This window comes from Aliiroseovarius sp. B-4 (assembly GCF_056857795.1).
Map to the genome: position 1 here is coordinate 247011 of NZ_JBSXNV010000035.1, position 13009 is coordinate 260019.

Annotated in this window: 11 protein-coding genes; 7 read left to right on the plus strand and 4 right to left on the minus strand. The window is 61.5% G+C overall.

What is annotated here, in order from left to right; genetic code table 11:
• The first annotated feature begins 1 nt into the window (after position 1).
• A complete protein-coding gene (locus AC13C8_RS09075; protein ID WP_091428793.1) occupies positions 2 to 532 on the plus strand; it encodes a hypothetical protein in 531 nt (176 codons plus the stop codon).
• A complete protein-coding gene (locus AC13C8_RS09080) occupies positions 529 to 1944 on the plus strand; it encodes a 3'-5' exonuclease (RefSeq protein ID WP_322787715.1) in 1416 nt (471 codons plus the stop codon). Before AC13C8_RS09075 ends, AC13C8_RS09080 begins: the two co-directional genes overlap by 4 nt.
• A gap of 15 nt (positions 1945 to 1959) precedes the next feature.
• Here AC13C8_RS09080 and AC13C8_RS09085 read toward each other — a convergent pair whose 3' ends face one another.
• Positions 1960 to 2730 carry an amino acid ABC transporter permease gene (locus tag AC13C8_RS09085; RefSeq protein WP_091432041.1) on the minus strand — a complete coding sequence of 257 codons (771 nt, stop codon included), beginning with the start codon at positions 2728 to 2730 and terminating at the stop codon, positions 1960 to 1962.
• 9 nt (positions 2731 to 2739) lie between these two features.
• A complete protein-coding gene (locus AC13C8_RS09090; protein WP_482847148.1) occupies positions 2740 to 3441 on the minus strand; it encodes an amino acid ABC transporter ATP-binding protein in 702 nt (233 codons plus the stop codon).
• Between the two features lie 167 nt (positions 3442 to 3608).
• On the opposite strand from AC13C8_RS09090, the gene AC13C8_RS09095 reads away from it, so the two are divergent.
• Positions 3609 to 4382, plus strand: a complete 774-nt coding sequence (locus tag AC13C8_RS09095; RefSeq protein WP_091428798.1) for a transporter substrate-binding domain-containing protein — start codon at positions 3609 to 3611, stop codon at positions 4380 to 4382.
• Positions 4383 to 4439: 57 nt separating this feature from the next.
• On the opposite strand, the gene AC13C8_RS09100 is transcribed toward AC13C8_RS09095, so the two are convergent.
• Positions 4440 to 5561, minus strand: a complete 1122-nt coding sequence (locus AC13C8_RS09100; RefSeq protein ID WP_482847094.1) for a THUMP domain-containing class I SAM-dependent RNA methyltransferase — start codon at positions 5559 to 5561, stop codon at positions 4440 to 4442.
• A gap of 40 nt (positions 5562 to 5601) precedes the next feature.
• Positions 5602 to 6168, minus strand: a complete 567-nt coding sequence (locus AC13C8_RS09105) for a DUF1285 domain-containing protein (protein WP_482847149.1) — start codon at positions 6166 to 6168, stop codon at positions 5602 to 5604.
• A gap of 116 nt (positions 6169 to 6284) precedes the next feature.
• Here AC13C8_RS09105 and AC13C8_RS09110 point away from each other — a divergent pair, with 116 nt between their 5' ends.
• The 4 genes from AC13C8_RS09110 to AC13C8_RS09125 are packed head-to-tail and all read left to right on the plus strand — an operon-like array spanning position 6285 to position 13007.
• Positions 6285 to 7289: an AAA family ATPase gene (locus AC13C8_RS09110; protein WP_482847095.1), complete on the plus strand. Its 1005-nt coding sequence runs from the start codon at positions 6285 to 6287 to the stop codon at positions 7287 to 7289.
• A complete protein-coding gene (locus AC13C8_RS09115) occupies positions 7286 to 8143 on the plus strand; it encodes a DUF58 domain-containing protein (protein WP_091428803.1) in 858 nt (285 codons plus the stop codon). Before AC13C8_RS09110 ends, AC13C8_RS09115 begins: the two co-directional genes overlap by 4 nt.
• The gene (locus AC13C8_RS09120; protein WP_482847096.1) at positions 8140 to 10914 is read left to right on the plus strand and encodes a DUF4159 domain-containing protein; all 2775 of its coding nucleotides are present in this window, start codon (positions 8140 to 8142) and stop codon (positions 10912 to 10914) included. Before AC13C8_RS09115 ends, AC13C8_RS09120 begins: the two co-directional genes overlap by 4 nt.
• Entirely contained in the window at positions 10911 to 13007 is a 2097-nt protein-coding gene (locus AC13C8_RS09125) for a hypothetical protein (RefSeq protein ID WP_482847097.1), read from the plus strand. Before AC13C8_RS09120 ends, AC13C8_RS09125 begins: the two co-directional genes overlap by 4 nt.
• The last annotated feature ends 2 nt before the right edge of the window (positions 13008 to 13009 follow it).

Genomic DNA, 13009 nt, shown 5'->3' on the forward strand with positions numbered 1-13009 from the left:
AATGTTTTACGAGATTGTCGCCACGCTGGTCTCTGCCTTTGTTGGTGCGGGTTTGGTTCTCGCCCTGAACAAGCTGACCGGGGGCAGGTTGCCGAAATGGGCGATGCCGGTTGGGGCAGGGCTTGCCATGATTGTGACGACAGTTGCCACCGAATACGCGTGGTACGACCGCACGAAGGAGATTCTGCCCGAAGGGATGACCGTGGTGATGGAGGTCGAGAACAAATCGCTCTATCGTCCCTGGACTTACGTGGTGCCCTTTGTCGAGCGTTTCGTTGCGCTGGACGAGCAATCATTGCGCACGCACCAAGCCCAACCGGCTTTGCGGATGGTCGATCTGCTGTTCATGGGACGATGGTCTGCACCCGAGAGAATGGTGGTCCTGGGAAACTGCGACACCGGTCAACGGGCGCCACTGATTGACGCGGTCGAATTTGATGCATCGGGACAGGTCAAGGGAGTCGACTGGGTCAAGGTGCCGGAAGACGACGCCATCCTGGCAGCCATATGCAAACTTGAGGTGACATCATGAAAATTCTAACCACCCTGTCTTTGCGCCTGCGGATATTTCTGTTTTTCGCACTGTTGGCTGTCTGTGGGGTGGGTCTGGTACTGGTGTCGCTGGCAATCGGTTATGCGCGTGCGCAAGCAACCGGGCTGGCATCGGGGTTCGTTTTTGCCGGGGTGTTGTCCGGATTTGGCCTGCTGGCACTGTCTGTGGGCGTCTGGTTTTTGTTCGATGAGAACGTTGCGCGCCCGATTGAGCGGTTGGCAACAGGCCTGCGATCGCGTGCTCATGCGGGGGCCGGGGGTGTGGACAAACATGCTGCGCGCTATCTGGGTGATCTGGCCCCGGCGGCGGAAGCGGTGTCCGAGCAGTTGATGAAATCCACCATGGATCAGGCCAGCATCGTCGCATCGGAAACCGCGCGGCTGTCCGCGGACAAGGCGCGGCTGACCGCGCTTCTGTCTGAAATCCCGGTGGCGATGATCCTGGTGAACCCGGCGCACCAGATCGTGCTTTACGACAAACAGGCGGCTGGCGTGCTGTCACAGGTCTGCCCGCCGCGCTTGAATGCCTCGATCTTCGATTACTTCAAGAAGGGACCTTTTCTTGCGGCACACAAGAAGATGATGGCGACGGGGCTTGAGCAGAGCTTCACAGATCTTGCCGCCGCCAATGGGTTGGAGTTTGACGCTCGGCTGAAGCCTCTTGGCCCCGGCGACGGGTATCTGGTCATCATTGACGACGCCCATACCAATATCGCCCCCGATCAAAGCCGCCCCGTGGTGTTCGACTTTGATCTGATGGAGGGACAGGCCACTGACAACCTGATGGATATGCAGCTAAACGACCTGAGTTACGTCGTGTTCGACACGGAAACCACCGGGCTGTTGCCGCACAAGGATGAGGTGGTTCAGATCGGCGCTGTGCGGGTCGTGAAAGGCAAGATCGTGCCGGGTGAGATCGTCAATCAACTTGTCGATCCGGGCATGAAGATCCCGCCTGCCTCGACCAAGGTGCATGGCGTGACAAACGCGATGGTGGCAGGGCAGCCGGGTATTGATGTGGCGGGCAAGCACCTGCATGACTTTGCACGCGGGGCGGTTCTTGTGGCGCATAACGCCCCGTTCGATATGGCCTTCCTGCGGCGACATGCGGAAACCTGCGGGGTGGAATGGACCCATCCGATCCTTGATACGGTGCTGTTGTCGGCGGTGCTTTACGGCACGACCGAGGTGCACACACTGGACGCCCTGTGCGAACGGCTGGGCGTGACCATCCCGCCCGAGCTACGCCACACGGCGCTGGGCGATGCCCATGCCACTGCCGAAGTTCTGTGCAAGATGCTGGCCATGCTGCATTCGCGTGGGATCGAAACCTTGGCAGGCGCCATTGCCGAAGCCAAGAAGCACAAGCGATTGTTGGACGATCTGAATTGACGCGGGCGTCGCTTGTCAGCGACTTTCATCCGCATTCATCTTGCGCTCCAACCACCGCACACCCGCCGAGATAATCAGGACCAATACCAGATACTCAAGGATCAGCAGCGTATAGATTTCCAGCGGCCGGTATTCGGTGACGACCAGCTCATTGGCCCGGCGGGTCAGTTCTGCCATTCCGATCACGGACGCGAAGGCGGACATTTTTACGATATAGATGAACTGGTTGGCCAACGGCGGCAGGATGCGCCGCACCGCTTGCGGCAGGATGACATAGCGCATTGCCTGCGCCCGACTCAGCCCGATGGTCTGCGCGGCCTCGGCCTGTCCGCGCGGGACAGCCTGAATGCCGGACCGGAAGATCTCGGCAGTAAACGCACTGTCCGAGAGGGCCAGCGTGATCACCGCGCCCCAGAACGGGTCAATGTTGAGGTTGACGCCCATGGAGCGCAACACGACCGGCAAGCCGTAATATACCCAAAACAGCATCGGCAGCAGGGGGATTGCCCGAATAATCTCGACATAGATGCGGTTGGGCAGGCGCAACCAACGGCTTTGGGCGAAAGCGGGCAGGGCAACAAGCAGGCCGACGATGATCGACGCGACCGCCGCCAAAACCGAGATCTGGATGGTCGCCGAAAACCCTCGCAGCAGAAACTTGATATTGGTCCAACCCGCCGTGGTAGACGGGTCAATCACATACCAGCCCCACGTCCCCGGCGGGGCCGAGCAGGCGACCAAGGTGAAGAGCGAAAGAAGCGCAAGCGACAGGCGGATTTTGGTCATCGTCATCCCCTAATGCTTCAAAATCTTGTCCAGAAACTGCGCGAACCGGGCAGATTTCGGCGAAGAAAAGGCGATTTCGGGCGAGTCAACCTCGACCACCTCTCCGGCATCCATGAAGGCGATGCGGTCGGCCACCCGGCGCGCGAACCCCATTTCGTGGGTCACGCAGATCATCGTCATACCGTCGCGGGCCAGATCTTCCATTACTTCCAATACTTCGGCGATCATCTCGGGGTCGAGCGCAGATGTGGGTTCGTCAAACAACATCAGTTTCGGATCCATGCACAGAGAACGGGCAATCGCCACCCGTTGCTGCTGGCCGCCAGACAGTTGGCCGGGAAGTTTCATTGCCTGTTCAGGGATGCGGACACGTTCCAGATAGGCCATGGCACGGTCGCGGGCTTCCAGCTTGGGCATCCCCAAAGCGCGCATCGGGCCAAGGATCAAATTGTCCAGAACGGTCAGGTGGGGAAACAGGTTAAACTGTTGAAACACCATGCCAATATCGCCGCGTCCTTGTGCATCTACGGGCTGTCCGTAAAGTGTGATGGTGCCTTCCTGATGTTTTTCCAATCCGGCCAGAAGCCGCACGACGGTGGACTTCCCCGACCCAGACGGGCCGCAGATCACCAGCTTTTCACCATGGTCCACCTCCAGCGTGATGTCGCGCAACACCTGAAAATCGTCGTACCACTTGCTGACATGCGCCATGGTGATCGCGTGCTTGCCTTGGTTAATGTTCGCCACTTGTTCTATTGCCCGCGATCTGTTCAACTGATCGTGAGCGGCTCATCCAAGTGCTGCCTCGATCCGTAATCTGTTTGTTAAGGTATACGGACAAGCAACGAACTTGATAACCACCAAAAGGACACCGCGCGATGAAGTTACTGCGAACACTTGGGGCCGGGCTGCTGGCAATGACGATGCTGGCAGGCGGGGCGCAAGCCCAGTCCGCCCTGAATGACATTCTTTCCGGCGGCGTCCTGAAGGTGGGCACGACCGGAGACTGGAACCCGATGACGATGAAAGACCCAGCCACGGACAGCTACCGCGGCTATGACATCGACATCATGACCGAACTGGCCAAGGACCTCGAGGTCAATCTGGAATTTGTTCCCACCGATTGGAAAACACTGGTGAACGGGATCGTGGCGGGCAAGTATCACATGACTGGCTCTGCCTCGATTTCGCCGTCGAGGATGAAGGTGGCGGGGTATTCCGAACCCTATATTTCGGTGCAAATTCTGCCGTTTACCACGTCTGACAAGGTGGGGAACTATGACGGCTGGGATGCAATCAACAAGCCTGACGTGAAGGTGGCAACAACGCTTGGCACTTCGTTCGAAGGGATGGTGCGCAGCTGGTTCCCGGAAGCCGACATCAAGGTGGTCGAAGCGCCCGCCCGTGGCTATCAAGAGGTTCTGGCCGGTCGCGCCGATGTCTTCATCACCTCGAACATCGAAGGTGCCACCCTGACCGAGAAGTTTCCGCAAGTGGCCGCCATCCCTGTCGACGCGCCGCGCGCGCCGACACCGATTGCGATGCTGTTGCCGCAAGGCGATCAGGTGTGGATCAACTATGTGAACAGTTGGGTGAAGCTGAAGAAGGAACAGGGCTTCTTTATGGAAACCGCCGCGAAATGGGGTCTGTGACACGGGCCGCATGATAGCTGAAAGGCCGGGTGATGTGTCCGGTCTTTTTCTTTTCTGTCATGACAGCTTGGCCGTTTGATAGAGTTTCACCTTGGTGCCGCCGTGATCGACTGGCGGGCCGGGGGGCAAGAAGGGCAGGCCAGTTGCCTTGGCCAAGCCGCCGTCGCTGGTGATGATCGCCACACGCCAGCCCGCAAACCGCTCCAGCAAGACCTTGCCCAAGGTGCCATAAAGCGCGAACAGAAGCTTCTTGTTGCCGATCCGCCCGCCGTAGGGCGGGTTCACGATGACAAGGCCGGGTGTGATGTCGGGGCGTTGCAGATCACTGATTGACCCTTCGGTGAATCGGGTCAGCAGGGTGATCCCGGCGGCATCCGCATTCTGCCGGCTGTTGGCAATCGCGCCAGCGTTCCTGTCTGATCCAAAAAACCGGGGTGGTCCCTCGGGCGTTGTGCCTTCTGCCGCCGCTTTCATCTTCGCGAAGGTTTCGGCATCAAAACTGGCCAGATGCTCGAATGCAAAATGGCGCGCGCGACCGGGCAAAAGGCCCACTGACATCTCGGCCGCTTCGATCAGGAAAGTGCCCGATCCGCACATCGGGTCCAGCACGGGTTCGTGCCCGTCGTATCCTGCTGCTTTCAGGAACAAGGCCGCCAGCGTTTCACGCATCGGGGCCTTGCCGGTGGCGGTCTTGTAACCTCGCTTATGCAGGCTTTCGCCGGACGTATCCAGGCTGATCGTCACCAGATTGTCGTCGATCCGCACCTTCAGGATCAGGGCGGCGTTTTTCGAGATCGTGGCACCCAGTTCCTCGGCAATCGCTTTCTCGACCCGTTGGGCGGCGGCCCTGTGGTGATAGATCTTCGACCGCTTGCACACCGCCTCGACACGCACCGGCATATCTGACCGCAAAACCTCCCCCCACGGAAATTTTCGTGCACGTTTGTCCAGTTGGGCCAGATGAAATGCCCGGAAACTGCCCAGCCGCACCAGAACGCGGGTTGCGCCGCGCAGCGTCAGGTTGGCACGCCAGATCTCGGACCAGTCGCCATGGATGGTGACGCCGCCGGGGCAGGCTGTTGGGGTGGCAAAGCCTGCCGCGCGCGCCTCGTCCGCAAGCACGGGTTCGAGTCCCGGCGGCGCAACAAGGAAGATTTCAAAGGCGTTGGTGTCAGTCATGGCCTCCCATAGCCCAAAGGCGCATATGGGGCGAGATGTATTAATAGACCTTCAATTCTTTGGACGGAATGATGGGGAAGAAGACACCGCCGGACCACAGACCGAACCATTGGTCGCCCTCGTGCTCCTTATGCGTGCCCAGATCCACCAGACGATAGAAACTCTTGCGATCAATCAGCGCCTCAAGATTGGTGCGCACCAGCACATAGGGCGACGGCTCGCCGGTTTCGGGGTCGCGTTCGACACGGATGGGCGCATCTGGCCCGGCCACGGTTTCGTCGCCCACATTGGTGGTGAAGGTCAGAACCTGATCGCGCCCTGTACCTGACGCTTCGAAGTCGATGGCGACAAATGGTGCGTCATCCACCGTGATCCCTACTTTTTCGACCGGGGTGACAAGGAAATACTCGTCGCCATCCTTGCGAATGATGGATGAAAACAACTTCACCAACTCGTGCCGTCCGATGGGCGTGCCAAGGTAAAACCACGTCCCGTCGCGTGCGATCCGCATGTCAAGATCACCGCAAAAATCAGGATTCCAAAGATGCACCGGCGGTGGCCCCTTTTTGCCGGCTTTTCGGGCGGCAGTGGCCAGCGTTTCGGTCATGTTTCCGCCGACAGCCGCTTTTTCCGGCGATTTCCCGTCATTTGGCGCTTTTGTCATTTGTTCCCCCGACGCGTTTGGCCTTTAATGAAATGTAATAGTCGAGCGGAGGAATTTCCATGACCAACGATGCCATTCTGGACGAGATCGAAGCCCTTGGTGACACGCTGGCGCGGGCGAAATCGGTGATTGCGCGCCGGATTATTGGTCAGGATCAGGTTGTTGAGCTGACACTCTCGGCGCTTTTGGCTGGCGGCCATGCGCTTTTGATCGGGTTGCCGGGGTTGGGCAAGACACGTCTGGTGGAAACAATGTCCACCGTGATGGGCCTGCGTGAAGGGCGCATTCAGTTTACGCCAGACCTGATGCCTTCGGACATCCTCGGAGCCGAGGTTCTGGAAGAAAGCGCCGAGGGCTCACGGTCGTTCCGGTTCCTGAAAGGGCCGATCTTCTGCCAGCTTCTGCTGGCGGACGAGATCAACCGCGCCAGCCCGCGCACCCAATCGGCATTGTTGCAGGCGATGCAGGAACATCAGGTTTCGATTGCAGGTCAGACCCACCAACTGGCCGCGCCCTTCCATGTGCTCGCCACGCAAAACCCGTTGGAGCAGGAAGGCACGTATCCTTTGCCCGAGGCGCAGTTGGACCGTTTCCTTTTGCAGATTGATGTCGAATACCCTGACCGCGATGCTGAACGCGATATTCTGCTGGCGACCACCGGCACCGAGGATGCGCAGGCCGAAGCGATTTTCTCGGCGGTGGAGCTGATTGCCGCTCAGAAACTGTTGCGCCGGATGCCGGTTGGCGAAAACGTGGTCGATGCAATCCTTGACCTTGTGCGCGCCTGTCGTCCTGATGATGAAGCTGCTTCACAGATCGTGCGCGACACGGTCAGTTGGGGACCGGGGCCGCGCGCGGCGCAGGCCTTGATGCTGCTGACGCGGGCGCGTGCTTTGATCGACGGGCGATTGGCACCGGGGATCGATGACGTGCAGGCGCTCGCGCGTCCGGTTCTGAGCCACCGTATGGCGCTGAGCTATGGCGCACGGGCAGCCGGTCACGATCTGGCTGGCGTGATTGAAACGGTGGTCGACCAGACCACGCGTGCCGTGGCGGCGGCGTGACCTCCAACCCCACATTGCGCAGCCGGGCCGAGGCCCTTGCTGAACGGCTGCCCCCGCTTCTGGCCCATGCACGCCATTTGGCGGCAAGTGTGGAGTTGGGCGAGCATGGTCGGCGCAAACCGGGGCAGGGGGATGCGTTCTGGCAATTTCGCCCCGCCCAGCCCGGTGATCCGGCACACCGGATCGACTGGCGCCGCTCCGCCCGGTCTGACCACCACTATGTGCAGGAGAAGGAATGGCAGGCGGCGCAAAGCGTGTTGTTCTGGGTGAATCCGTCGCGTTCAATGGATTTCGCCTCCACGTCCGATCTGGCAAAGAAAGGTGAAGTGGCACGGCTGATCGCCATGGCGCTGGCGGTGCTTCTGGTGCGCGGCGGCGAACGGGTAGGGCTGGCCACAAGTGCCGCCCCGACTGGCCGCGGAGAGCTTGCCTTGTCGCGTATGGCGACCGCCCTTCTGACCCCGCAAGAGGCAGAGTTCACAGACCTTCCCGCGCGGTCCCGCGCGGTGTTCCTGTCCGACTTTCTTGGTGATACGGCCTCTGTGACCCGGGCCGTCACCCGCGCCGCTGATCGCGGCGTGACAGGGGTGCTGTTTCAGATCCTCGACCCTGTGGAAGAAGGGTTCCCCTTTCACGGGCGTATGATTTTCGAAGACATGTCTGGCCGACTGGAACATGATACGACCGAAGCTCATGATCTGCGCGATCGCTATCTGCACCGACTTGCGGCCCGGAAATCAGAGCTTGCCGATCTGGCACGCCGCACCGGCTGGCAGTTTCACACCCATCACAGCGGAGAGGCGGACAGCGCCGCCTTGTTGTGGCTCTTTCACGCGATTGAGGGGCACAGATGATCTTGGGCCTGCCCATCGCCTTCACGACCCCATGGCTGCTGGCCGGGTTGGTGGCCTTGCCGGTCCTGTGGTGGCTGTTGCGGGCTATTCCGCCCGCGCCGCTTCGCCAACGGTTTCCGGCTGTCACCCTGCTTTTGGACCTGGAAGATCGCGATGCGGAAAGCGACCGCACGCCTTGGTGGCTTTTATTGCTGCGACTGCTGGCAGTTGCTGCGCTGATCCTTGGGTTTGCGGGGCCGGTGTTGAACCCTGAACAACGCCAGACAGGACGCGGACCGCTTTTGATTTTTGTCGACGCACAATGGACCGCTGCCTCGGATTGGCCGCAACGGATGGGTGCGATTGAAGATCAGCTTGATGCTGCCGCGCAGGCCGGGCGCACCGTCGCCATCGCCTTGTCGCACGAAGTTACGGAAGCCGGGGCTGACGCACCGCAATGGCAAAGCGCGGGTGATTGGCGCGCGCGGCTTTCGGGCCTATCCCCCGTGGCGTGGGATGCACCCTATGGGGCGGCGTCCGCCTGGGTTGCTGCGCTTCAGGATGCCGACACGATCTGGATCTCGGATGGGGTGGCGCGCACCGGACGGCTTGATCTGCTGGCGGAGTTTGAGGCGAAAGGCCGCGTCGATGTGCTGCAACCCACCACGCCGCGCTTTGGCCTGTTGCCTGCACGGGCAGAAGATGGCGCACTTGTTTTGGAAGCGCTGCGCAGTGGCGAGACAACCGGGGCTGATCTTGTGGTGCAGGGTATTGGCCCCGATCCGTCAGGCGTTGAACGGGTGCTTGCCTCATCGGTGCTGTCGTTCGCCGCAGGTGCCGCCCGCGCCGAGGTGCAGATGCCCCTGCCACCGGAACTGCGCAACCGGATCACCCGGTTTCAACTGGAAGATCAACGCGCCGCAGGGGCGGTGACGCTGGCCGATGACAGCTTGCGCCGTCGTCGTGTGGCGCTTCTGACCGGTACCCAGTCGCGGGAGGGGTTGGAGTTGTTGTCACCGCTACACTACCTGCGCGAAGCCCTGGTCCCGTCCGCCGAGGTGATTGAGGATGCAGCCATCGACACACTGATCGAAGCCGGGCCAGAGGTGTTGATCCTGCCCGATGTCCCCAGCCTTGTCGAACCCGACCAAAGGGCGTTGGCCGAGTGGGTGGCGCAAGGCGGGTTGCTTCTGCGCTTTGCCGGACCACGTCTGGCTGCGGCGGATACCGGGCGCGGGGTCGAGGATATTTTATTGCCCGTGCGGCTTCGTTCGGGCGGGCGCGTCGTGGGCGGCGCGATGAGCTGGGGTGCCCCGCGTGCTTTGGCGCCGTTCCCCGAAACCTCGCCCTTCTTTGGGTTGCGCGTGCCGGATGATGTGCTGGTCCGGGCGCAAATTCTGGCGGAACCCAGCCCAAATCTCGCCGACCGCACATTGGCGTCGCTGGCAGATGGCACACCGCTTGTGACCCGCAAGGCATTGGGGCAGGGACAGGTTGTGTTGTTCCACGTTTCGGCCAATGCCGAATGGTCATCGCTGGCACTGTCCGGCCTGTTTGTGCAGATGCTCGAGCGGCTCGCGATATCGACCCGCCCCGGTCAGGTCGAGGCACAAACGCTGGAAGGCACACAATGGGTTGCCGAGCGTGTGCTGGACCCGTTTGGCCAGCTTGGGCCTGCCGGGGCGCAGGCCGGGGTGGACGGGCCGCGGCTTCTGGACGGTGCGCGCGCCGAGGTGCCTCCGGGGCTTTATGCTGACGGCGATCGCCGGTTGGCGGTGAACACATTGGGGCCGGACGCGCAAATGACCCCCGCAAACTGGCCCGCACGTATCGCCCCAAGATGGGAGGACCGCAGTGCTGCCCGCAGTTTTGCGCCCTATTTGCTGGCCGCGGCCCTGATCCTTGGAATGCTGGACATTCTGGCCAGCCTTTGGATTTCCGGGCGGCTTCGCAGGCCGGCGCTTGCGACCGGGCTGCGGGTGAGTGCACTTGTTGTGACGGCGCTGCTCGCCTTGCCGAACCAAGGTGTCTCGCAGGACGCCGATACACATGAGGCAGTGATCGGCGCGGCCAGTACCGTGACGCTGGCGCATGTTCTGTCTGGCGATCCGGCCACGGATGAAATTGCCAAAGCCGGGCTTATGGGCTTGTCGGATCAGTTGTTTTCCCGCACCTCGGTCGAACCTGCGCCACCTGTCGGTCTGGATATCGAACGCGACGAGTTGTCGGTTTATCCGTTTCTCTATTGGCCCATTGGTGACACGACCCGCCAACCCAGCCCTGCCGCCTATGCCCGGCTGAAAACCTATCTTGCGGCGGGCGGGTTCATCCTGTTTGACACCCGCGACGCCGGGTTTGGCGGGGAAAGCGCCGCCGCCCGTCGACTGCGGACCATAGCTCTGCCGCTTGGCCTGCCACCGTTGGAGCAGGTGCCGCATGACCATGTTCTGACCCGCGCGTTCTATCTGCTGGAAGAATTTCCCGGCCGAGCGCGTGGTCCTGCCTGGGTCGAAGCCGCCCCACCCAACGCCGAACGCGCTGAAGGGATGCCGTTTCGCAACCTGAACGACGGTGTCAGCCCGGTGATCATTGGCGGCAATGACTGGGCAGGCGCTTGGGCAATTCGGGCAGACGGCGCACCTATGTTTCCGGTGGGTCGTGGTCAGGCAGGTGAGCGTCAGCGCGAAATGGCGGTGCGCTTTGGGGTGAACCTCGTGATGCATGTGCTGACCGGGAACTACAAATCCGATCAGGTTCACGTGCCTGCGCTGCTGGAAAGGTTGGGGGAATGAATGCCTCGGGGCTGATATTCTCGCCGGGTTTGCCCTGGCCGGTGATTGGCGTCCTCGCGGCGCTGGCGCTTGTGGCGCTGATGGTGGCGCTGTGGCGCGGCCTGTCAGGCTGGGCGCTTCGGACAGTGGCCGCATTGGCTGTTTTGACTGCTCTGATGGGGCCATCCTTGCAGCAGGAAGATCGCGATCCGTTGGCCGACATTCTTCTGGCCATCGTGGATGACAGCGCGTCGCAAACCCTGTCTGACCGACCTGACCAGAACGCCGCTGCCTTGGCGTCACTGGAGGCTCAGGTCGCCGCCCGTCAGGGGCTTGAGCTGACCACGCGCCGCCTGTCCGAATTTACCGACCCGGCAATCACTGACGGCACCCATATGATGCGCGCGATCACCGCCGCGATGGCCGATCTGCCAAGGGATCGCGTGGCTGGCGTCGTCGCGATCACCGACGGTGTGGTCCATGATGCCGAGCTTGCGCCAAACCTGCCGGCCCCATTTCAAGCCCTTCTGACCGGACGCGCGGCGGACTGGGATCTGCGCCTGTCTGTCACGGAGGCGCCCGCCTTTGCCATTCTGGGTGAGCAAACTGAAATCCGTCTACGTGTGGACGCGTTGGGCGCACCGCAGGAAACCAGCCGTCTGGTCGAGCTTTCGGTGTCGCGCGATGGTGCTGACCCAGAACCTGTGTTGGCGCAGATTGGGGCTGAAATCGTGTTGCCGCTGACCCTGACCCATGCGGGTCGCAATCTGATCCACGTGACCTTGCCCGCGGCCCCGGGCGAACTGACCGACCGCAACAATGCCGTGGTGATCGAGATCAACGGCGTGCGCGACCGGTTGCGGGTGCTGCTGGTCTCCGGCACTCCCCATCCCGGCACACGCACATGGCGTAACCTGCTGAAATCTGACAGTGCGGTCGATCTAGTGCATTTCACCATCCTGCGCCCACCAGAAAAACAGGACGGCGTACCGGTCAACGAACTCAGCTTGATTGCTTTTCCGACGCAGGAACTTTTCGTCGACAAGATCGACGAATTTGACCTGATCATCTTCGATCGCTACCGGCTACGCGGCATTCTGCCCGGCGGCTATCTGGACAGTGTGCGGTCTTATGTGGATCGGGGTGGGGCGGTTCTGATCGCAGCTGGTCCCGCGCTGGCCGGGGCCGAAAGCATCGCGCGGTCGGCTCTGGCGGGCATGTTGCCGGCTTTCCCGACAGGGCGTCTGATCGAAGACGCGTTTCGACCCGAAATCAGCGACGCGGGCGGGCGCCATCCAATTACGCGCGATTTGGAAAGTTTTGCACCGGAAGGCGGCTGGGGCCCATGGCTGCGCCGGGTCGAGCTTGAGCCGACCAGTGGCTACACGATTCTGAGCGGGCCGGATGACGCGGCGCTTTTGACTGTCGATCGCGTAGGCGATGGACGTGTGGCGCTGTTGGGGTCTGACCAAGCCTGGCTGTGGGCGCGTGGGTATGAAGGCGGTGGGCCACAATTGGAACTTTTGCGGCGACTGGCCCATTGGTTGATGCGTGAGCCCGAGCTTGAAGAAGAGGCGCTTTCGGCAACCGCCACTGAAACTGGACTGCGGATCGAGCGGCGCACAATGGACGACACTGCCCCGGATGCGACCGTGATGTTCCCGGATGGAACCGAGGCAGGGGTTGCCTTGTCTGAACGTGCGCCCGGACTGTTTGAAGGTGTGATCGTGGCAGCCGATCAAGGGCTGTATCGCATCGCGCAAGACGATCTGACAACGGTTGTGGTGCGCGGGCTTGCAGCGTTGCGCGAGTTTGAGCAACCCATCGCGAATGCAGCACTTCTGGCACCTTTGGGCCATGCCACCAACGGCACCGTGACCCGGATCGAAGATGGTCTGCCCGGCCTGCGCCCTGTGCGCATGGGGCAATTGGCGCATGGTCGGGGATGGATCGGGTACACGCCCCGCAACGCCTATGTGACACAAGCAATCCGGCTCATCCCGCTTGCCCCGGCTTGGTTGATGCTGGCGGTTGCCGCGCTGTCGCTGATCGGTGCTTGGCTGATTGAAGGGCGCGGCGGTGCGCGGCGAACAGGCCAGCCATCTGTGCCTTGATG

Bases quoted from the DNA above. Each gene is read 5' to 3' on its own strand.
- AC13C8_RS09075 (WP_091428793.1), top strand. From the start codon at position 2: ATGTTTTACGAGATTGTCGCCACGCTGGTCTCTGCCTTTGTTGGTGCG.
- AC13C8_RS09080 (WP_322787715.1), top strand. From the start codon at position 529: ATGAAAATTCTAACCACCCTGTCTTTGCGCCTGCGGATATTTCTGTTT.
- AC13C8_RS09085 (WP_091432041.1), bottom strand. From the start codon at position 2,730: ATGACCAAAATCCGCCTGTCGCTTGCGCTTCTTTCGCTCTTCACCTTG.
- AC13C8_RS09090 (WP_482847148.1), bottom strand. From the start codon at position 3,441: ATGGCGCATGTCAGCAAGTGGTACGACGATTTTCAGGTGTTGCGCGAC.
- AC13C8_RS09095 (WP_091428798.1), top strand. From the start codon at position 3,609: ATGAAGTTACTGCGAACACTTGGGGCCGGGCTGCTGGCAATGACGATG.
- AC13C8_RS09100 (WP_482847094.1), bottom strand. From the start codon at position 5,561: ATGACTGACACCAACGCCTTTGAAATCTTCCTTGTTGCGCCGCCGGGA.
- AC13C8_RS09105 (WP_482847149.1), bottom strand. From the start codon at position 6,168: ATGACCGAAACGCTGGCCACTGCCGCCCGAAAAGCCGGCAAAAAGGGG.
- AC13C8_RS09110 (WP_482847095.1), top strand. From the start codon at position 6,285: ATGACCAACGATGCCATTCTGGACGAGATCGAAGCCCTTGGTGACACG.
- AC13C8_RS09120 (WP_482847096.1), top strand. From the start codon at position 8,140: ATGATCTTGGGCCTGCCCATCGCCTTCACGACCCCATGGCTGCTGGCC.
- AC13C8_RS09125 (WP_482847097.1), top strand. From the start codon at position 10,911: ATGAATGCCTCGGGGCTGATATTCTCGCCGGGTTTGCCCTGGCCGGTG.